The following is a 21,047-nucleotide window of genomic DNA, read 5'->3' as shown; positions in this document are numbered from 1 at the left end:
GCAGAGAACCTTGCAAACCATCGACAACCCGTTCGGCACGAGGTTGTCACCCATGTCTTAGGTACAAACCGTTACCTATGTATCCGGATCGGACATCCGGACGCATTGACACTCAGCGGCAGACTCGAACCCTCGGCTTTGGAGAGAAGCTGGGGTGCTCGCACGGAAAAAATGTGACACTCTGCAATGACGCGCCGGCTCCATCCTGGTTCGAGGAGGGCGGGCCCATATCAGGCTGATGCATCCGCTTCCAACCGCTCCATGTAGGACCGAATTGACTCCAATCATGGCCGCCAGAGAAGCAGTACCCTACTCAACGAACGGAGCTGGGAGTGCCACATGGCCATCAAGACTATCCTCTCGGTCATCGGGAGCGAGGGCGCCCACGAGGATCTTTCCGCTGCGATTGATGCCGCAACGGAGGTCGGCGCGTATCTTGTAGCGTTCGCGGCGGGAATTGCGGAGCCGCCGACCGTCGGCGATCATCCGTTCGGGATCGGCTGGATCGAACGTCGCGACGACGCATCCCGGCGGCTGGAGCAGATCAGAAGCGGTGTCGTTCAACAGTGTCAGTCCGCCGGACTGCCTTACCAGGTGGAAGTCGTCTTTTCCGAAAGAGCGTCCCTGGAGCACACTCTGTTCCGGAAGGCGCTCCACAGCGATCTCGCAATCATGGGAAGAGGTCGACCAGACCTCGCCAATCTCCGGCGGACGGTCGTGGACGCGGTGACTTTTCAGGCGGGCCGCCCCCTGCTGCTGGCATCCGACGACGGCGACGTCACATTGAAGCCGAAGCGTGTCCTCCTCGCATGGGACTTCAAGCCCGGAGCAGCTCACGCCGCGAGCGCGACCATGGACATGCTCGCCAATGCCGAGGCGGTCCACCTGGTCATCGTAGATTTGAACGCCCTGGATGGGGGAGCCGGAGAGGACGGGGGAGCCGATGCGGCCGCTTACCTCGCCCGTCATGGCGTCAATGTCGTCGTCGAGCGACTGTCGAGTGATGGACTGCCGGCAGAAACCGTCCTGTTGCAGCGCGCCTCCGAGATCGGCGCCGACCTGATGGTGATGGGAGCCTACGGACATTCGCGGATGCGTCAGCGGATATTCGGCGGCGTGACGGCGTCGATCCTGCAGGGAGCGAGCCTGCCCGTGCTGATGGCTCACTAGATCGATCGATGTCCCGTCGAAGGGATTTGCTGCAGTGATAGCCGAAGATCAAAGCCGCGTCGTGGGATTCCTGAGCGACCCGGGAACCTATGGGCTGTCCGAGCCTGTCGAGGTGATGCGCACGCACATTTCCGAGATCTTCCTTGCGGGCAACCGCGCCTACAAGCTGAAGCGCGCTGTCCGTCTGCCCTATGTCGATTTCTCCACCGTCGGGCTTCGTCACCGCGCCTGCCTGGAGGAAGTAACCCTCAACAGGATCACGGCGCCAACGCTCTATCTCGGCATCCGCAGGATTACGCAGGATGACGGCGGCGGACTTGCTTTCGACGGCACCGGCACGCATCTCGATACGGTGGTTGAAATGGTGCGGTTCCCGCAGGAGTGCCTGTTCGATCGCATGGCGCTCGATGGGAGGCTGACGCCCGAGCTGTTGAGCGAAACCGCGCGCGCTATCGCTCGCTTTCACAAGGCTGCGCCGGTCATATGCCGTGGCACCGGCTCACAGAATATGGCCGAGGTCTTCACCATCAACGAAGCCGGTTTCCGGACAAGCAGCGTCTTCTCGGCCGATGAGGTCGAAGCGATTACAGAACTGTTTCGGAAGCGGCTCAAGGACTGCGCGGAGGTTCTGGACACCCGAGCCGAGATGGGTCGCGTCCGGCGCTGCCACGGCGACCTCCACCTTCGCAACATCTGCCTTTTCGACCACGCACCCCGTCTTTTCGACGGCATAGACTTCAATTCCCGCATCGCCACGTCCGACGTTCTCTACGATCTTGCCTTTCTTCTGATGGACCTCTGGCACCGCGGCCTGCGAAGGTCCGCCAATCTGGTGGTCAATCGTTACCTGGACGAGACGCAGGATGATGGCGGGTTCGGATTGCTGCCATTCTTCATGGCGACACGCGCCGCCGTTCGTGCGCATGTCACCGCGACGCAAGCCTCCGAGGCAGCTGGCGAAGCTGCCGAAAGGCTGTCGGTCGAGGCACGTTCCTATTACGACCTTGCACTCGAGCTGCTGCGCCCCTCTCTGCCGTCACTTCTTGTCATCGGCGGACTGAGCGGCTCCGGCAAGACGACGGTTTCCGAATTCATCGCCTGCGATATAGGGATAGGCCCGGGGGCGCGGATCATCGAAAGCGACCGTGTACGAAAGAGGATGCATGGCGTGGCTCCCGAAGCGAGGTTGCCGGCAACCGCCTATCGACCGGAAGTCTCGGAGGCGGTGTATCATGAACTTGGACGGATCGCCGGCAGGATACTGGAGCAGGACGCTCCCGCACTGGTGGAGGCGGTCTTTCAGCGCGCCGACGATCGGACGGCGATCGAGGACGTCGCGAGGCTTGCGGGCGCTCCCTTCCGGGGAATCGGGCTGGAGGCCGATCCTTCGGTCCTTTGGGACAGGGTGAGCCGGCGGGCGGCCGGACCCTCCGATGCCGATACCAGCGTCCTTGCCCGACAGCTGGAAGGACCCCACGCCGACGCGGGCTGGCTGCATATTGACGCGTCCGGGTCAGTGGAAGTCGTTTCGGCAGCCATCCTGGCCGCAATCGGTAGCCGATAGCGCCTGGATGGCGAGCCATCGAAGCTCTCTGCTTGCGGGCAATTCTCCCCAACCGCTCCCCTTTGGGGTGCGACGAATCGCGCTGTCACCTGAAGCGTTTCTCCGCTCCTCCGGGTTAAATTCAATCGACATCCGGCAGTTTTTCGCTATGGCAATGTGCACTTGCTTACGTTGCATGCAGTGGATGGGGAAATAATGGTCAATGTAGATGAGAAACTGGAGCCGATCCTTCAGGAGGTCCTGCGCCGGAATGCCGGAGAATTGGAGTTTCATCAGGCGGTGCGAGAGGTTCTTGAGAGCCTTGGCCGGGTGATCGCCAAGCATCCGCGCTATCTCGAGAATGCGCTGATCGAGCGCATCTGCGAGCCGGAGCGCCAGATCATCTTCCGCGTGCCCTGGGTCGACGACGAGGGGCGGGTGCAGATCAACCGCGGCTTCCGGGTCCAGTTCAATTCGGCGCTGGGCCCCTACAAGGGCGGCATCCGCTTCCACCCCTCCGTCAATGTCGGCATCATCAAGTTCCTCGGCTTCGAGCAGACCTTCAAGAACGCATTGACCGGCATGCCGATCGGGGGCGGCAAGGGGGGATCGGACTTCAATCCCCGCGGCCGTTCGGATGGCGAGATCATGCGGTTCTGCCAGTCCTTCATGACCGAGCTTCACCGTCACATCGGCGAGTATACGGACGTACCCGCCGGCGATATCGGCGTCGGTGGACGCGAGATCGGCTACATGTTCGGCCAGTACAAGCGTCTGACCAACCGCTATGAGGCAGGCGTACTGACCGGCAAGGCCCTCTTCTACGGCGGTTCCCGCGCGCGGACGGAAGCGACCGGCTACGGCAATACCTATTTTGTCCAGTCCATGCTGGCGACGAAAGGTCATAGCTTCGACAGCAAGAAGGTCGTGGTCTCCGGTTCGGGCAACGTCGCGGTCTACACCGTCGAGAAGGTCCAGTCGTTCGGCGGCAAGGTGATCGCGATTTCCGACAGTTCCGGCTATGTGGTCGACGAGAACGGGATTGACCTCAAGCTTCTCAAGGAGATCAAGGAGGTTCGCCGCGCCCGGATTTCCGAGTACCTGCGGGCCAAGGGCGAAGGAAAGGGCGTCTACTTCGTGAGTGCCGATTCCGGCTCCATCTGGGATGTCGCCTGCGACGTGGCAATGCCGTCCGCGACCCAGAACGAGCTCACCGGCGCCGACGCGAAGACGCTGGTGAAGAACGGGCTTATAGCGCTTGGCGAGGGTGCGAACATGCCCTGCACTCCGGAAGCCATCCGCGTCTTCCAGGAAGCCGGTGTCCTCTTTGCGCCCGGCAAGGCCGCCAATGCCGGCGGTGTCGCAACGTCGGCGCTGGAAATGCAGCAGAACGCTTCGCGCGACAGCTGGAGCTTCGAGCAGACGGAAGCGCGCCTGGCGGTCATCATGAAGAACATCCACGACACATGCGCGGGCACCGCCGAGGAATACGGCGCCCCCGGCGACTATGTTCTCGGGGCCAATATTGCCGGTTTCGTCAAGGTGGCAAAGGCGATGGACGCTCTCGGCGTCATCTGAGGCAAGCACGCCCGGCATTTACTTGCCGGGCGTAACCTGTCGATTTGAGGACATCGGCATCGCCGGCGTTCCGAAGCCGCGACGTATTCCGTACCGACCCGAAGGGCGGTCACCCACCTCGGCTGAAGTCCCTAGCCTGTCGCAGCGCCTCCAGCACTTCCTGGTCGGTCAACTGCGGGAAGTGGCGGTAGTACATACCGACCGCACCGAAGTCGGATGGGGTTTCGAGGCATACTACCTCGTCGGCCTCGCGATGCATCACAGGGAGGATGTCCGGCGCCGAGACAGGGACGGCGACCACGATCCTCTCCGGCTGCCGCGCCCGCAGGCCCTTGATGGCCGCCCGCATGGTGGCACCCGTCGCAAGACCATCATCAATGACTATCGCCGTCTTGCCGCGGAGGTCGTACGAGTCATCGTCCATGAGATAGAGACGACGACGGCGCTGGATCTCCTCAAGCTCGCGCTGCAGGCATTCCCCGAATTGCTGCTCCGATATCCGCTGGCGCGAGATAACGTTTTCGTTCCGGACGACCGCCGGTGGATAACCGTCCATCACGGCTCCCATCGCCAACTCAGGGGAGGGGAGCCCGACCTTGCGCACCAACTCCAATTGCAGCGGCGCGCCGAGAACCCTTGCCGCTTCGAGAGCAACGGGGACGCCTCCCCGGGCAAGAGCGAAGAGGACGACGGGCGTACCGGCATAGGGGAGCAAGGCGGCCCCCAGCTGTCTGCCGGCGTCGTTTCGGTCAGTGAACACCGCGCTGCCCTCCCCACGGACGCGACGGTCGTGAACCGCCGCCCGTCTTTCCGTGTCAAAGATACTCGCGATCCACATCCTCGCAGGAGTATCCCAGGGTCGCCAGACCCTCGGCGAGATGATCCGCGAGCAGCGGGTCACCAAGCAGGTAGCTGGCCGTCCGGCGATTGTGGGCTTCGGCCGCCTGCGAACGGATGTCCGTCCAGTCAGCCACATCACCCTCATCGCGGCCGAGCCAGCAGATCGCGACGAGATCGATCTGCTCGTCGACCGACAGATCGTTGATCAGCGAGCGCAGTTCCTGCTCGACCGGATCGTCCGCGCTCTCCTCGAGAACGTCGATTTCCTCATCGTCGGTGGCGTTGGAGCCGGAGTCCGGATCCGCTTGCTCCTCCTTGACGTCGAATTCCCTCGCCTTGATGATCAGGAAACAGACTTTCTCGGCGGCGATTTCCAGTGGCACCGGGTCAGGATCGCTGCGGTGTTTCATGCCTCGTCTCCGATCTCGAACGGGTTGTCTGCCGCCCGAAATCCTATCCTGATCGCGGCCGGGATGCGTTGACGGCAATCAAGATGTGTCCCGTCTGCGATCGAAAGCCTTCGTCCTGCTGCGTGCAGGACCGGCGCCCCAAGATGCCCTGGAAGCTTTCAGCCGGAGCGCTACATCATTTCTCATGGGGATTGCAGCAAGGACGACAGTTCAGATCGGGGCGCGGGGGCCGGCCTCGAAACCCACAAAGGTGGGATCGGCGCGATACGTGCCATCTGGTTCACTCTCCGTCCGGAGCGGACGATGATCGCCGCGTTGAAATTTCTCCACATAGCCGCGATCGCGATCTGGGCGGGAGGCCTGGTCAGTCTCCCCGCACTTTATGTGCAGCGGGCACATGTACGGGACGACCATGCCCTCTACCAACTGCAAATGATCGTCCGCTTCAGCTATATCGCGGTCATCTCGCCCGCAGCCTTCATCGCCGTGGGAAGCGGCATCGCCCTGATCTTCGGGCAGCAGACATTCGCCGGATGGTTTTCGGTGAAGCTCTTCTTCGTCGCCGTGCTTGTCGTCCTTCACGTCCTGACCGGGCTCGTCATCATCCGGCTTTTCCGGGAGGGAGAGGTCTATCCGGTCTGGCGGTTCGTATTTGCCACGGCAGCGACCTGTGTGGTGGTGGTGATCATCCTCTTCGTCGTCCTGGCAAAACCGGTCTTCAGCGTTGAACTGGACGCGGACATCCTTCGACCGGGAGGGCTGCGGGAGCTCGTCCGGACGCTCAGTCCTTGGCCGTTACCATGAGCCCGATGCCATGATCGAAGATCAGCTTTCCGCCATGCCAGCCAGCCATGCCCGTCATGACCGCCGCCAATGCCGAAACGAGGATGCCGTGTGGCAGGACGTCCGCGCTGTCGGTGACGCGCAGGCCCCAGTTGAGGCCGGCAAGGGCGATCAGCATCATCGCCGCGATCGCATGGGCCCAACTTGCGACGCGCTCGCGTATCCCGGCGACCGACAGCAATTCCACGGTGCCGACGGCCCCGGCTGCCATCCCCGAAAAGAAGGCGCCACCGGTCGACCACATGCCGGCCCTGAGCCAGAAGGGATCTCCGGACCACCAGTACAGCAGGTCGATGGCGAGCGTAATGAAGACCAGGGCGATCGGAAAATGCACGCTCATCGCATGGAGAGGATGACCGGCGACGGCGACCGCGGAACTGACGTCCTTCTCCTCCAGCTTGGAGATCACCGGGTTGGCACTGTCTTCCGTCTCATCCATCCGCGTTCTCCTTTTGCGGCGTTAATCCGGCGGTCGTGCCGATGGTTCCGCTACCCGGTCTCGCTTGCCGCCATTGCCGGTCTGTCGGGGTGCACCGGGGATCTTTCTGCACTCGATCCTGCAGGACCGTCCGCCGCCTCCATCGCGCGGCTCTGGTGGGTGATGCTCGTCGCCTCGGCGATGCTTTTCTTGTTCGTGGTCGGTCTCTTCCTTGCGACGCTCTTCGTGCCGAACTTCGGAAGGCGCCTGTCCGTGCGGTCGTGGATCGCCGGTGGCGGGCTTGCCCTGCCGCTCCCCATTCTCTTCGCGCTCACCTTCTACGCCTTCTGGCAGGGTGAATACCTCCTGCGAGGCGGCGCAGAGCGTCCAGGGGACACCGTCAGGATCGAGGCGCAGGCAACGCGGTGGGCATGGGTATTTCGATATCCGGACAACTCGCAGGCAATGGCAACGGAAGATGTCCTTCACATCCCGGCCGGAGCAACCATCGAAATCGCGGTAACCAGCGACGATGTGATCCACAGTCTTTGGATACCGCGCCTGGGCGGCAAGATCGACGCCATCCCCGGCCACACGACATTTCTCCGCATACGGGCGGACCGCCCCGGACGCTTCGGCGGACAGTGCGCGGAATATTGCGGCGTCGGGCATGCCGGCATGCGGTTCGTCGTCGAGGCGCACGCGAAGGAAGACTACGCGGCAGCCATCATCCGGCAGGAGACAAAATGACGGAGAACAGACAGCCCGACCTTTCTCCCGTTGCCCTCCACAAGGCTCTCGATCGGATCTGGGGGACGCCGCCCGGATGGGCGCAACTCACGGCGGTCAACCACAATATAGTGGGCAAGCGCTTCATGCTCACGGCACTGATCTTCTTCGCTATCGGTGGCCTGCTGGCCATGCTGATCCGTACGCAGCTCGCCTCCTCCGAGAGCGCGTTCATGGATGCCGAGCAGTATGCGCAGGTCTTCACCATGCACGGCACGGTGATGATGTTTCTTTTCGCCATTCCCTTCTTCGAAGGTGGCGCGATGTATCTTCTGCCCAAGCTCCTGGGAACCAGGGACCTCGCCTTCCCCCGCATGTCCGCCTACGGCTACTGGTGTTACCTGTTCGGCGGTACGATGCTGATTGCGGCGCTTATCGGAGGGGTTGCGCCGGACAGCGGCTGGTTCATGTATACGCCGCTATCCTCGGGGACGTTTTCACCCGGCATCAACTCCGACGTCTGGCTGCTCGGCGTCACCTTCGTCGAGATCTCCGCCCTCTCGGCGGCGATCGAGCTCATCGTGTCGATCCTCAAGTTGCGCGCCCCCGGCATGTCGCTCGACAAGATGCCGATCCTCGCCTGGTATATGCTCGTTGTCGCAACGATGATGCTTGTGGGATTCCCGCCCCTCATCCTCGGATCCATTCTCCTCGAGCTTGAGCGGGCGTTCGGGCTGCCCTTCTTCGATCCCACGCGCGGCGGCGATCCGCTGCTCTGGCAACATCTGTTCTGGCTGTTCGGGCATCCGGAGGTCTACATCATCTTCCTGCCGGCCGCGGGCGCGATTTCCACCATCCTCCCCGTCTTCGCCGGCACTCCGCTTGCCGGTTACCGGATCATCATCGCGGCACTGGTCTCGATGGCCTTCCTCTCCTTCGGGCTTTGGGTCCATCATATGTATACCGTGGGAATTCCCCACGTGGCGCTTTCCTTCTTCTCTGCCGCAAGCGCGATGGTTGCCGTGCCGACCGCCATCCAGATCTTTGCCTGGCTTGCGACGATCAGCCATGGCCACCCGCGCTTTTCGGTGCCGATGCTGCACATCTTCGGCTTCTTCTTCGTGTTCGTGATCGGCGGTCTGACGGGCATCATGCTGGCCATGGTGCCCTTCGACTGGCAGGCCCATGACACCCATTTCGTAGTCGCCCACCTGCACTATGTGCTGGTCGGCGGCTTTGTCTTCCCCATGCTTGCCGCGGCCTACTACTGGCTGCCGCACATCAGCGGCCGGCAGCCCCTCCAGCATCTATCCCATGCAGCCTTCTGGATGGTGTTCATCGGCTTCAACGTGACCTTCTTCATGATGCACCTGACGGGCCTGCGCGGCATGCCCCGTCGGGTCTTCGAATACCCGCCGGAATCGGGCTGGGAGACCTTGAACTTCATCTCCTCGATGGGGAGTTTCGTGATGACGATGGGCTTTGCCCTCATCGCGCTGGATTTCATCCTGCTCTTCCGGTTCGGAACCCGCTATCGTCGCAATCCCTGGAAGGCGGGAACCCTGGAGTGGGCGATGCCGACACCACCGCCCTCCTATAACTTCGCATCCCTTCCCTCCATCGACCGCCGCGCAGACCTTCTCGACCCTGATCATCTGGGACCGCAACTGGCCGCCGGCGAGGGCTATCTCGGCATGCCGAGGGACGGACGCATGGAACTGCTGGCTGTCGACATCACCACAGGCCGTGCCGAGCATGTCGTCCGGCTGCCGCGTCAGACATTTCTGCCGTTCATGACGGCCCTTGCCACGGGGAGCTTCTTCCTGGCGCTCCTGTTCAAGTTCTACTGGATTGCACCCCTGTCGCTCGCTCTGGTCGCTGCCCTGTTCCTTCTTTGGACAGGCGACACGGCTGAGAGGGAAGACCTGGGCGATCTCGACGTTGGCCATGGTCTTGTCCTGCCCCCGCATATGCAGGTCTCGCGTCCCCCTTCATGGTGGGCGATGGCGCTCGCCCTTATCGCGGATGCGACCGCCTTCATCGCCCTCCTGTTCGGCGCACTGTTCCTCTGGATATCCGCTCCCGGCTGGCCGCCGGTGGAGATGCCGCGCTACCCCTCCTTCGTCGCTGTTCTTGCGGGCGTCGCCCTGACGATCAGCCTATGGACGGGGACTAGGGCGGTTCGGTCGGGACCCGATGCGGCAGGTCTGCTTGTGATGAACCTGCTTTGCCATCTCGTCGCCCTCACGCTGTTCGGCTGGCTCCTGCTGATCACATGGCCGCAGGTCCAGGCGCACGCCGCCGTGGCAAGCGTCTTCGTCGTCCTCGCCTTTGCGGCCCTGCACAGCGGCGTCGGCGTGCTTCTTTCTTCCTTTGGCCTTTTCCGCGTCAGGAACGGTTATGTTTCCTCCAGGAGGCTTGTCGATCTCCGCATCGGCCAATTGTGGCATGGCTACAGCGCCGCAGTCGGCGTGACCGCGCTGGCCTTTCCCATTCTGCTGGCCACACTTCTCGGAGGGTCATCCGAATGAGCACGTCCCCGCTCCTCTCGATCATGGCGGGCTTCGTGCTCTGGGCAACTCTGTTTGTGCTGCTCTACGGCGTCCAGGCCACGGGCTGTCATCTGGCCGGGAACGGTGCTTCGTCGCTGGCTTACACCCATTCGATGTTGCGATGGGCCCTGATGATCCTTGCCGCCTTCGGTACCGCCGCCGTGACGCTTCTGTGCTGGAACAAGCGGGCAGGGCGACGGGCTGCGGAAAAGCCCGACGAAACCACGGAATTCACCCGCGAGGTCTCGCGTTATGTCTGGCTTGGCGCCGCGGTGGCAACGCCATTCACTTTCTTCGGCGTCGCCTTCCTGACCCTTTGCGGAACGTGATCGGTAAGCCGTCATTTTCCGACGTCCCGCATTGCGGCGCTACTTTGGTAGCAGTTGCAATCTCGCCGCAACGCTGACTGGTATAGCAATAGAACAACTGACGGGCCGGACGCCTGCCGGCACGCGGGTCCCGTTGCGGAATGAATACGGTCGGTAGGAAAATCACCGCGGACGATCGACAACATCGCGAAGGTCGCAGGACGAATGACGCAGCCGGTGACGACAATCCGATCAGCAGAACCATCCTTCTCAGAACTGTTCACGCCAAAGCTCCTCACGGTCCTTCGGGAAGGCTACCGCCTTGAGCACCTCCGCGCCGACGCCCTGGCCGGCCTGACGGTCGCCATCGTCGCCCTGCCGCTTTCGATGGCGATTGCCATCGCGTCGGGCGCCTCGCCTGCGCAGGGCCTCTACACCGCGATCGTCGGGGGCTTCCTGGTATCCGCACTTGGAGGCAGCCGGTTCCAGATCGGCGGCCCGGCGGGTGCCTTCATCGTGCTGGTCGCGGCGACGGTGCAGGCGCACGGAATGGATGGGCTGATCCTGGCGACCTTCATCTCCGGCCTGATCCTCGCGCTGATCGGCCTCCTTCGCCTTGGCACCTATATCAAGTTCATCCCCTACCCGGTGACCGTGGGGTTCACGGCGGGGATAGCCATGGTCATTTTCGCAAGCCAGATCAAGGAACTACTCGGGCTCAGCCTTTCGGTCCCCGAACCGGGAGCCCTGCTGCAGAAACTTCCCGTTCTCTGGGAGAACCTGCCGACGGCAAGTCCGGCCACGATCGCCCTTTCAGCCTCCACCGTCATTGTCATCGTGGCACTGAAGCGGTGGCGACCGCACTGGCCGGGCCTCCTGATAGCGGTAGCCGGAACCACGGCCGCGGCAGCCTTCCTGTCGCTGCCGGTCAGCACGATCGGCAGCGCATTCGGAGGGATACCGGGCTCGCTGCCGGTCCCCGACCTTCCGGAGATCACGATCGAGAAGATCCTCGCCGTGCTGCCCTCGGCCTTTGCATTCGCCCTTCTAGGTTCCATCGAGTCCCTCCTGTCCGCGGTCGTGGCGGACGGCATGACGGGGCGGCGACACCGGTCCAACTGCGAACTCGTAGGCCAGGGCGTCGCGAATGTCGGCTCCGCTCTCTTCGGCGGCTTCTGCGTGACGGGCACGATCGCCCGCACCGCCACCAATGTTCGCTCAGGCGCTCATGGACCGGTCGCAGGAATGCTGCACGCGGTTTTCCTTCTGATGTTCATCCTGATTGCAGCGCCGCTGGCGAGCTATATCCCTTTGGCAAGCCTCGCAGGCGTGCTTGCGGTCGTGGCCTGGAATATGTTCGAGAAGCAGGCATTCTGGATTCTGATTACCGCGAGCAGGGGAGACGCGGCCGTTCTGCTTGTCACGTTCCTGCTGACCATCTTCCGTGACCTGACGGAAGCGATCGTCGCCGGCTTTGCCCTCGGTTCGGCGCTTTTCATCCACCGCATGTCGCAGACCACGGCGGTCCATGCCCATCCTCCGTTCGTCGCGGAAGACGAGGCCGATAGCGGCAAGGCGGCAGGGGTTGCCTATGACAAGGCGGTCGCGAGCGATCCGGACATCATGATCTATCGTATCTCTGGGGCCTTCTTCTTCGGCGCCGCAGCCTCGATCGGCGCTGTCCTCGATCGTATCTCCGATCGTCACCGTGCGCTGATCATCGATCTCGAAGCCGTCCCCTTCATCGATTCCACCGCAGCCAACACGATTGAGAATCTCGCTCACAAGGCTCACAGGAGAGGACTGACCATCATGCTGACAGGCACGACCGATGGGCTCCGTGAAGAACTGCGCGCGCAGGGGATCCGGCCCCCCATGGTTCGCTTCGAGGCGACCATCGAAAAGGCCCTCGCTGCCCTGGAGCGGGAAGCCATGGACGCCGGCAATAACCCCGTCCAGACCGCCTCTTCCTCCTGATCGCTTAGCCGACGGGAGCGCGCGGCCATTCCTGGGCATGGCGCAGGTCGAGCGGCTCCGGTCCGCGCTCCTTGGCATGGAGGCGATAGAATATCTTAAAGTTTATCGGGGAAATTGCAGATCAACTGCCGGATTCAGCCTATGCATTTATGGCCTACCCATCGCCCCCACCACACACCCCGCAAACGATCGGGGTGGACTTACTATGTCCCGGCCCTGCTGGCGATCACGACAGTACTGATCGGCTTCGCGCGCTCCGATTCCGACCGGCTCGCGCATCATCGCGAAAACCAGCGCGCAAAGGCATCGCAGCAACTGGCCGACACCGTCTCGAGACTTGAGACCAATGTCCGTGGCAACGTCAATCTCGTGCACGGCCTTGTTACCGCTGTCGCAGCCGATCCGCATATGAGCCAGCAGCGGTTCTCGACGATCGCGGAACGGATCTTCGCCGTCCCGTCCCAGCTTAGCAGCGTAGCGGGCGCGCCGGACTTCGTGATCCGCATGACCTACCCTGAGGATCTGAACAAGACGGCCATCGGCCTCGATTACATGGAGACGCCTTCTCAGCGCGACCCGGCGGCGGAGGCGGTCGCCCGTCGTACGGTCATGATCACCGGTCCTGTCGCGCTCGTGCAGGGTGGGCGAGGGCTGATCGCTCGCTATCCCGTGTTCTCGCTGAGCTCCAACCGCTTCTGGGGGGTCGTTTCCGCGGTTATCGACCTCGACCGGCTCTACCTGGACAGTAACCTCAATTCGCCATCACAGACGCTCGAAATCGCAATCTCGCGCCGCCCGGTACCGCAAGGCAGTGATGTCTTCTTCGGTCGGGCGGACCTGCTTTCGCAAGACCCGGTGACGGCCGCCATCGATCTCGGATACGACAGCTGGTATCTCGCGGCCGTTCCCAAAGGCGGCTGGACCCACGAGCCGGCCGATATGGCCAGGTTCCGAATGTTCGCGGCACTTGCCTCCTTCTTCGTGGTTGCACCGCTTGTCTGGGCTGGCCTCTTGATGCAGCAGCGAAACCGAAGCCACCTCCTGCTGAGGGAACGTGAAGAGCGCCTGGAAGTCTTGTCCCGCCGGCTGCAACTGGCGCTGGAGGCCTCCAGGATCGGCGTCTGGGAATACCACCCCGACACCGACAGCCTGCTGTGGGACTCCTATATGTGCGACCTCTATGGCCAGCCGCACGAAAACAACCGGGGATCGTTCCAGGATTGGGCGGACAAGATTCACCCCGATGACCTGGCCGAGGCCAAAGCCGCATTCCAAGGCTCCGTCGAACACCAGATCCCCTATCTGAAGGATTTCCGGATCGTCCTGCCTTCGGGAGAGATCCGGCACATTCGCGCGCATGGCGCGGTCGAGAACGCGGCGGATGGCACGAAGCGCGTGGTCGGCGCGAACTGGGATGTCACCGATGACGTCGCCATGCAGGTCGAGTTGCGGACGGCTCAGGCGAAGGCCGAGGAACAGAACCGGCAGCTGAGGACAACCCGCCGCATCCTCGAACATCAATCCCTGCACGACGCACTGACGGGCCTGCCCAACAGGCGGTTTCTCGACCAGTTCATGGTCACGGCTGATACGTCCGACCTTTCCCAGAAACTTGCTTTCATTCACATCGATCTGGACCACTTCAAGCATGTCAACGACACGCTGGGGCACGGTACGGGCGACGAGGTATTGAAGGTCGCGACCGGGCGCCTGCGCGAAATTATCGGACCGGAAGAGGTCATATCGCGAATTGGCGGCGACGAGTTCGTCGTTGTGACATGCGGCCCGGACCCGGCTCCTCGGGCGCAGGAGGTTGCCCTGGAGATCGTCTTGAGGCTGGCGCGCCCGATCGAAATCGAGGGCCAGGAAATCCGTATCGGCTGCAGCGCGGGCATCGCATGCCAGACCATGGCCGGCGAGACGCCGTCCCAGCTCTTGATGAACGCCGATATCGCTCTCTACGAGGCCAAGAAGAAGGGACGCAATCGCGTCGAGATTTTCTCGGACGACCTGCGGGCGGTCACGATCGAAACGAAGCGAACGGCGGACGAGTTGCTGAGAGCCCTCGAATGCGATGCGTTCATTCCCTTCTTCCAGCCGCAGTTCGACGCCCAGACGCTTGCGATCAACGGCGTCGAGGCCCTCGCCCGCTGGGACCATGCTACCAAGGGCATCTTGACCCCCGACAAGTTTCTCGAAGTCGCCGAAGCTCTTGGCCGGGTGGCCGAGATCGACAGGCTGATCCTTGAGAAATCGCTGTTCCAGATGACCCGCTGGCGCACCCAGGGCATCGATATTCCGAAGCTTTCGGTAAACATCTCCGCACAGCGGCTGAAAGATCCAACGCTTCTGGGTATGCTGGAGTCGCTGCCGATCGAGACCCACACGCTTGCCTTCGAACTGCTGGAATCGATTTCGTTCGAGGATCAGGAAGAAGACCTGAAGGCCGCCATACGCCAGCTCAAGGAGCGCGGCGTCCAGGTGGAAATCGACGATTTCGGCTCCGGACATGCGTCCATCGTGAGCTTGCTGGAACTTGCACCGCACCGCCTGAAGATCGACCGGAAGCTGGTCGCGCCGATCGACGTTTCCGAATCTCAGCGGCGACTGGTGGCCTCGATCATCGAGATCGGACGCTCGCTCGGAATCGGCATCGTTGCCGAGGGCGTCGAGACGATGACCCATGCGGAGATTCTGAGGGAACTGGGTTGCCAGACCTTGCAGGGCTACGCGTTCGCGCGCCCGATGTCGTCTGCCGATCTCATGACGTTCGCCAAGGAGTGGCAGCTGCGCCACCCGCCGGTCAGGAAGCCTGCGAACCTGCGAAGCGTATAAGCGAGTATCGCTCCGAGTAACCCGGTAGCGACGGACCGACGGGCCGGGTCGCGCCGGCGAATACCGCGCTCATCGAGAGGCGGCCGAAGACCGCTACTCCCGACGTGGTGATTTTATCCCATGGATTCGCTGGCGAAGCCCGCCTGCAGCTCAAGCTGGACCGCATTCATGAACGATTGCGCCTGATGCGATATTTCCGCTTCGCACGCGCCGACCTGGCGAAGGGCTGCCACAAATCGGGACATTTCGGTGCGCCAGAACTGGTTCGCTTTCTCACCGTGGAGGTCGCGAAGGGTCGCTGCGCATCGGCGGATGTCGGCTGCGCGGCGATGAGACGGGAATTGAAGGAGGGCCATGTCTACTCGTCAAACTGGAACGATTCGTACTGAGACACCAGCTTGGCGTGACTTCCTTCACAAAACCTAAACTCTGAGAGCCCGGATCAGCACGTTCTCGGACCCGGGAATCCGGCTGCATCGACTTTCATCAATCGCTCCGAACTCTGCCTGTTCGGTAACCAGTCGCTAACACTAAATTAATCACACCTTGCCAAATGTAACGGGAACCGCCTCGATGGCGCATAACAAAAAAAATCCGGCAGAGGCCTCATGCAAGACCACCGCACATCAACCGATCTCCAGGACAGACTGCAGTTCGTCGGTCTCGACGCCGCGCAGTTGCGCAGCCTCTCCGGCATCCAGCCGCTCATCAGCCGGGTACTGGGTGGCGCACTCGACACCTTCTATGAGAAGATCACCCGTCACCCGCATACGGCCCGGTTCTTCAAGGACAAGTCTCACGTCACGCATGCTAAGTCCCGGCAGGAAAAGCACTGGGGCCTGATCGCCTCCGGGAAGTACCGAGACGATTACGTCGATGGCGTGACGAGCGTGGGGAAGACCCACGCCCGCATCGGCCTGGAGCCCCGCTGGTATATCGGCGGCTATGCACTCATCCTCGAACAGATCATCAAGGCGGTCGTTCATGAGGAACTGAAGGGCTTCCTGCACGGTCGCAAGGCCGAGAAGCTGACGAACGACCTTGCGGCCGTCACCAAGGCTGCCCTGGTCGATATGGATTACGCGATCACCGTCTATCTCGATGCCCTGACGGAGGAGCGCAACAGACTGGAAGCTCAACGCCAGGCCACCAAGGCCGAACAGGATACCGCCCTCTCGGCGCTCGCCGCAGTTCTTTCGAAGCTCGCAGAAGGCGACCTCACCTCTGAGGTACGGGAACAGCTTGCTCCCAGCTTCGACCCCCTGAAGATGAATTTCAACGAGTCGGTAGCGGCCCTTGAGGCTGCCATGCAGGAGATCAACCGATCCGTCGAGGAGGTCCGCGCGGAGGTCGATGGCATAGCATCTGCCACCGACAACATGGCCAAGCGGACCGAACATCAGGCTTCCGCGCTCGAGGAGAGCGCAGCGGCGCTGGAACAGATCACCACGATCTCCGGCCAATCTGCCAAGCGGGTCCGGGAGGTCCAGGCCGTCGTCCAGGAATCGGAATCCGAGACGGTCAAGTCGGGCGAGATCGTCAGGGAGGCGATTGCCGCAATGGTCGATATCGAAAGCTCCTCGCAGAAGATGAACCAGATCATCGGCGTCATCGACGAAATCGCCTTCCAGACCAATTTGCTGGCACTCAATGCCGGGGTCGAGGCCGCGCGCGCCGGCGAACAGGGCAAGGGTTTTGCCGTCGTCGCCCAGGAAGTCCGCGAACTGGCCCAGCGTTCTGCGGCGGCGGCAAAGGAGATCAAGGAATTGATTGATCGCTCCTCCGCGGACGTGAAGCGCGGCGTCGATCTGGTCAACCTCACGGGAGAATCGCTGAGCTCCATCGGCAAGCGGGTGGGCTCGATCAACGAGAACATCGCGTCGCTGACGCAATCGGCGCAAGAACAGGCTTCCGGCATCGGGGAAATCAACTCGGCCGTGCGGAGCATGGATCAGATCACGCAGCAGAATGCCGCCTTGATGGAAGAGGCGAATGCGTCCGTGGAGAGCCTTTCGGCAATCAGCGGACGGTTGGCGGCGCTGGTCGGACGCTTCCGCATCACCGGAACGCCGAGGGACGCGTCTCGGCCCACGCGGGTAGGAAAGGCGGCCTGACGCATCCGCCGCCCCTCCGGAGGCGGGCGATAAGACGGGTGAAAAGATCAGGAAGCCTCTGGATGGAGGCTTCTTGTATTTTGGATACCGGATGCATAGAACAGCGCCAACTGACCAAGCAGCGTCGACAGGAAGGGCAGCCTTGTCCGCACCTTTTGTCCAACATCCCGATCTTTCCGGAAAGGGTGTCCTCGTAACCGGCGGCGGTTCGGGCATCGGCGCCGCCTTGACGGCCGGCTTTGCCGCCCAGGGCGCCAAGGTCGCATTCATCGACGTTGCCGAGGAACCGAGCCGGAAACTGGCGGATGACTTGTCCCGCCGCTCAGAGCATCCGGTCACTTTCGTCAGGGCCGATTTGAGACGCGTCGAGCAGGCACAAGAGGCGGTGCGGCAGGCAACCGCGCTGCTTGGCTCCATGTCCGTGCTCGTCAACAATGCGGGCTGGGACGACCGACAGGACGTGGAAGAGGTCACGGAAGCCTATTGGGACGAAAGCCAGGCCGTCAATCTGAAGCAGATGTTCTTCGTGACCCAGGCCGCGCTTCCCTCTCTCCGCCAGGAAAGCGGCGCTGCGATCATAAACTTCTCGTCGATCTCATACCTGCTCAACATGGGTGGCCTCCCCTCCTATGCGGCCGCCAAGGCGGGCATAATCGGACTGACGAAAAGTCTCGCGGGTCGCCTCGGGCCTCAGGGTATCCGGGTGAATGCGATCCTCCCCGGCATGATCGTCACCGAGCGCCAAAGGCGCCTCTGGCTGACGGAAGAGGGAATTTCCGAGACCGTCGGACGACAGTGCCTGAAGCGAGCCTTGACCGAAGCCGATCTTGTCGGCCCCTGCCTGTTTCTGGCCTCGTCGGCCTCGGCCGGTATGACGGCTCAAACCATGATTATTGACGGAGGATTGCTTTGACCCTGCCCGCCTATGCTGCAGTCGACTGGGGCACCAGCAGCTTCCGCCTCTGGGTGATGGACGCCGCCGGAAACGTGCTCGCCGAGCGTCGTAGCGGCGAAGGCATGACCTCCGCCGCGGGAACCGGCTTCGCCAACGTGCTCGATAACCACCTGCAGGCAGCCGGGGCACGGGCGGATTTGCCGGCGATCGTCTGCGGCATGGCAGGAGCCCGTCAGGGCTGGATCGAGGCCGGCTATGTCGACGTCCCGGCCCTTCTTCCCGCCGTCCTGTCCGGCGCCGTCAGGGCCCCGGTGGAAACCCGCAAGATCTTCATCCTGCCCGGGCTTGCGCAGCGGGATTCAGGCGCTCCCGACGTGATGCGCGGCGAGGAGACACAACTGCTTGGAGCGCTCGACGGAGCGGGCCAATCCGACGACCAGGCGGTCTGCATGCCCGGCACGCATTCCAAATGGGTGCGGGTGAGCGGCGAGACGGTGAAGGGCTTCTCTACCTACATGACCGGTGAGCTTTTCGACGTCGTCTCGAAGCATTCCGTGCTTTCGCATTCGCTCGCGGACGCAGAGCCCTTCGCCGGCGATCGACCCGCGTTCACCGAGGCGGTGCGGACCGCCTTCGAAGCGCCGCAGCGCCTTACCAACCTCCTCTTCACGGTCCGCTCCGGCATGCTGCTTGCCGGACTGGCTCCGACCGATTCCGCGGCCCGCCTGTCGGGGACGCTGATCGGGGCCGAGATCGCTGGCGGTCTTTCATCGTCCGGGTCGAGGCCCGCCTCGATCCGCCTCGTCGCTTCCGGGCGGCTCCGGGGCCTTTACGAGGGTGCCTTCTCGACCCTCTCGCTACCGTTCACCACAATCGATGCGGACGAGGCTGTCCGTACCGGGCTGTCTGCCGCAGCGCGTCAGATCCTGCCCATTCATCCGTAAAGGACACCCCGATGACGCGCATTCCCTTCCCTGACATGGCCTACCCGCTGGTCGCAATCCTGAGAGGTCTGAAGCCGGAGGAAGCAGAATCGGTCGTGGGCAGCCTTATCGAGGCCGGTTTCACGGCCATCGAAATTCCGCTGAACTCGCCCGATCCTTTCCGGTCGATCGAGATCGCCGCCAGGCTGGCGCCTGCAGGCTGCCTGATCGGCGCGGGCACGGTCCTGAAGGTTGAGGACGTGGCACGGCTTGAAGGTGCCGGCGGCAGGCTGATGGTCAGCCCGAATGTCGACCCTGCCGTGATCCAGGCCGCGGCAGCGCGGGGCATGGTGACACTCCCCGGGGTCTTTACCCCGACAGAAGCGCTCGCCGCCGCTGCCGCTGGAGCGACGGGCCTGAAATTCTTCCCCGCCAGCGTGCTCGGTCCTTCCGGTATTACCGCGATCAGGGCGGTCCTGCCGAAGGATCTGACCATCGCCGCGGTGGGCGGCGTCTCGGAGAAGAACTTCGCAGAATATGTTGAGGCCGGCATCACGGCCTTCGGTCTCGGCTCCAGTCTCTACAAGACGGGGATGAGTGCTGCTGAAGTTCTCGAGCGGGCACAGCGTACGATCGCCGCCTACGACGCCGCTCTGTCGAACTAAGCACGCCTCGCGTGAACAGGAAATCATCATGAAGATCACCAGGCTCGAAACGGTCCGCATCGAGGAACGCAGCAATCTCCTCTGGGTCCTCGTGCACACGGATGAGGGCATAACCGGCCTCGGCGAAACTTTTTTCGGCGCGGAGACGGTGGAAAGCTACCTGCACGAATACGTGGCACCACGCGTCCTCGGCCGTGACCCGCTGCAGATCGACCTGCTTGCCAGCGAACTAGTCGGTTATATCGGCTTTCGCTCTTCCGGCGCCGAGGTTCGCGGCAATTCGGCCTTCGACATCGCGCTGTGGGATATCTTCGGCAAGGCGACGAACCAGCCGATCGCCCAGTTGCTCGGCGGGTTCAGCCGCAAGGAAATACGCACCTACAACACCTGCGCCGGCACCGAGTACATAAAGAAGAGCACCGGCCAGACGACGGCGAACTACGGTCTTGCCGGCGGCACTGACTATGACGACCTCAACGGCTTCCTCCACCGAGCCGACGAACTGGCGGAATCACTTCTCGCCGACGGCATTACGGCGATGAAGATCTGGCCTTTCGATGCGGCGGCGGAGAAGACGCGCGGCCAGTATATTTCAATGCCCGACCTTAAGCTCGCCCTTGAGCCTTTCGAGAAGATCCGCAAGGCCGTCGGCGACAAGATCGACATCATGGTGGAATTCCACTCGATGTGGCAGCTTTTGCCGGCGATGCAGATCGCCAAGGCGCTCACCCCCTACCAGACCTTCTGGCATGAAGACCCGATCAAGATGGACAGCCTGTCCAGCCTGAAACGCTATGCGGACGTTTCGCCGGCACCGATTTCGGCCTCCGAAACCCTGGCGACCCGCTGGGGTTTTCGCGATTACCTGGAAACGGGAGCCGCAGGGATTGTCATGCTCGACATTTCCTGGTGCGGAGGCCTTTCGGAAGCCCGGAAAGTCGCATCCATGGCGGAAGCCTGGCACCTTCCCGTGGCGCCGCACGACTGTACCGGCCCGGTGGTTCTGTGCGCTTCGACCCACCTGTCGCTCAACGCGCCGAACGCACTCGTCCAGGAAAGCGTCCGCGCGTTCTACAAGACCTGGTACAGGGATCTGGTGACGGCCCTGCCGGAAGTGAAGAACGGCATGATCACGGTGCCGCCCGGCCCCGGCCTCGGCATGGAATTGCATCCGGAGCTCGACAAGGCCTTCACGGTCAGCCGTCGGTTCTCGGACGCGTCAACCATCTGACACATCATTTTTGGGA

General features: G+C 62.6%; 18 protein-coding genes. 15 read left to right on the top strand and 3 right to left on the bottom strand.

Annotation, left to right across the window (positions count from 1 at the left end; genetic code table 11):
* Positions 1 to 339: 339 nt before the first annotated feature.
* From ACWGPT_RS15920 to gdhA, 3 genes are all read left to right on the top strand, one after another.
* The gene (locus tag ACWGPT_RS15920; RefSeq protein WP_452606592.1) at positions 340 to 1,170 is read left to right on the top strand and encodes a universal stress protein; all 831 of its coding nucleotides are present in this window, start codon (positions 340 to 342) and stop codon (positions 1,168 to 1,170) included.
* Positions 1,171 to 1,204: 34 nt separating this feature from the next.
* The gene (locus ACWGPT_RS15915) at positions 1,205 to 2,734 is read left to right on the top strand and encodes a bifunctional aminoglycoside phosphotransferase/ATP-binding protein (RefSeq protein ID WP_452606591.1); all 1,530 of its coding nucleotides are present in this window, start codon (positions 1,205 to 1,207) and stop codon (positions 2,732 to 2,734) included.
* A gap of 195 nt (positions 2,735 to 2,929) precedes the next feature.
* Positions 2,930 to 4,291 carry an NADP-specific glutamate dehydrogenase gene (gene gdhA / locus ACWGPT_RS15910; RefSeq protein WP_452606590.1) on the top strand — a complete coding sequence of 454 codons (1,362 nt, stop codon included), beginning with the start codon at positions 2,930 to 2,932 and terminating at the stop codon, positions 4,289 to 4,291.
* Between the two features lie 109 nt (positions 4,292 to 4,400).
* On the opposite strand, the gene ACWGPT_RS15905 is transcribed toward gdhA, so the two are convergent.
* Both ACWGPT_RS15905 and ACWGPT_RS15900 read right to left on the bottom strand, forming a co-directional pair.
* Positions 4,401 to 5,051, bottom strand: a complete 651-nt coding sequence (locus ACWGPT_RS15905) for a phosphoribosyltransferase (protein WP_452606589.1) — start codon at positions 5,049 to 5,051, stop codon at positions 4,401 to 4,403.
* Between the two features lie 55 nt (positions 5,052 to 5,106).
* Entirely contained in the window at positions 5,107 to 5,541 is a 435-nt protein-coding gene (locus tag ACWGPT_RS15900) for a DUF3775 domain-containing protein (protein WP_452606588.1), read from the bottom strand.
* Positions 5,542 to 5,844: 303 nt separating this feature from the next.
* Here ACWGPT_RS15900 and ACWGPT_RS15895 point away from each other — a divergent pair, with 303 nt between their 5' ends.
* On the top strand, positions 5,845 to 6,345 hold the full coding sequence (locus ACWGPT_RS15895; protein ID WP_452606587.1) for a CopD family protein: 501 nt from the start codon (positions 5,845 to 5,847) through the stop codon (positions 6,343 to 6,345).
* On the opposite strand, the gene ACWGPT_RS15890 is transcribed toward ACWGPT_RS15895, so the two are convergent.
* Positions 6,323 to 6,823 carry a DUF2231 domain-containing protein gene (locus tag ACWGPT_RS15890; RefSeq protein ID WP_452606586.1) on the bottom strand — a complete coding sequence of 167 codons (501 nt, stop codon included), beginning with the start codon at positions 6,821 to 6,823 and terminating at the stop codon, positions 6,323 to 6,325. The genes ACWGPT_RS15895 and ACWGPT_RS15890 overlap by 23 nt on opposite strands.
* Between ACWGPT_RS15890 and coxB the strand changes: the two genes are divergently transcribed.
* The 11 genes from coxB (at position 6,818) to ACWGPT_RS15835 (ending at position 21,031) form a co-directional block, all read left to right on the top strand.
* Positions 6,818 to 7,552 carry a cytochrome c oxidase subunit II gene (gene coxB, locus ACWGPT_RS15885; protein WP_452606607.1) on the top strand — a complete coding sequence of 245 codons (735 nt, stop codon included), beginning with the start codon at positions 6,818 to 6,820 and terminating at the stop codon, positions 7,550 to 7,552. The genes ACWGPT_RS15890 and coxB overlap by 6 nt on opposite strands.
* Positions 7,549 to 10,062, top strand: coding sequence for a cytochrome c oxidase subunit I (gene ctaD / locus ACWGPT_RS15880; RefSeq protein ID WP_452606585.1), 2,514 nt, complete (start codon positions 7,549 to 7,551; stop codon positions 10,060 to 10,062). The genes coxB and ctaD overlap by 4 nt, the downstream gene beginning before the upstream one ends.
* Complete coding sequence (locus ACWGPT_RS15875; RefSeq protein WP_452606584.1) at positions 10,059 to 10,412, top strand: hypothetical protein; 354 nt, start codon at positions 10,059 to 10,061, stop codon at positions 10,410 to 10,412. The genes ctaD and ACWGPT_RS15875 overlap by 4 nt, the downstream gene beginning before the upstream one ends.
* A gap of 204 nt (positions 10,413 to 10,616) precedes the next feature.
* Positions 10,617 to 12,368 (top strand): SulP family inorganic anion transporter, encoded by a 1,752-nt coding sequence (locus tag ACWGPT_RS15870; protein ID WP_452606583.1) that lies wholly within the window; start codon positions 10,617 to 10,619, stop codon positions 12,366 to 12,368.
* A gap of 141 nt (positions 12,369 to 12,509) precedes the next feature.
* Positions 12,510 to 15,203, top strand: coding sequence for a bifunctional diguanylate cyclase/phosphodiesterase (locus ACWGPT_RS15865; protein ID WP_452606582.1), 2,694 nt, complete (start codon positions 12,510 to 12,512; stop codon positions 15,201 to 15,203).
* A gap of 104 nt (positions 15,204 to 15,307) precedes the next feature.
* Positions 15,308 to 15,592 (top strand): hypothetical protein, encoded by a 285-nt coding sequence (locus ACWGPT_RS15860; RefSeq protein WP_452606581.1) that lies wholly within the window; start codon positions 15,308 to 15,310, stop codon positions 15,590 to 15,592.
* A 219-nt stretch (positions 15,593 to 15,811) separates the two neighbouring features.
* Positions 15,812 to 17,317, top strand: a complete 1,506-nt coding sequence (locus ACWGPT_RS15855; protein ID WP_452606580.1) for a methyl-accepting chemotaxis protein — start codon at positions 15,812 to 15,814, stop codon at positions 17,315 to 17,317.
* Between the two features lie 142 nt (positions 17,318 to 17,459).
* Positions 17,460 to 18,230: an SDR family NAD(P)-dependent oxidoreductase gene (locus ACWGPT_RS15850; RefSeq protein ID WP_452606579.1), complete on the top strand. Its 771-nt coding sequence runs from the start codon at positions 17,460 to 17,462 to the stop codon at positions 18,228 to 18,230.
* Positions 18,227 to 19,156, top strand: coding sequence for a 2-dehydro-3-deoxygalactonokinase (locus ACWGPT_RS15845; RefSeq protein ID WP_452606578.1), 930 nt, complete (start codon positions 18,227 to 18,229; stop codon positions 19,154 to 19,156). The genes ACWGPT_RS15850 and ACWGPT_RS15845 overlap by 4 nt, the downstream gene beginning before the upstream one ends.
* Positions 19,157 to 19,167: 11 nt before the next feature.
* Positions 19,168 to 19,800: a 2-dehydro-3-deoxy-6-phosphogalactonate aldolase gene (locus ACWGPT_RS15840; protein WP_452606577.1), complete on the top strand. Its 633-nt coding sequence runs from the start codon at positions 19,168 to 19,170 to the stop codon at positions 19,798 to 19,800.
* A 28-nt stretch (positions 19,801 to 19,828) separates the two neighbouring features.
* On the top strand, positions 19,829 to 21,031 hold the full coding sequence (locus tag ACWGPT_RS15835; protein WP_452606576.1) for a mandelate racemase/muconate lactonizing enzyme family protein: 1,203 nt from the start codon (positions 19,829 to 19,831) through the stop codon (positions 21,029 to 21,031).
* Positions 21,032 to 21,047 lie beyond the last annotated feature (16 nt).

Source organism: Pseudorhizobium sp. NPDC055634 (genome assembly GCF_053618655.1).
This window is presented reverse-complemented; position numbering and strand designations above follow the sequence as displayed.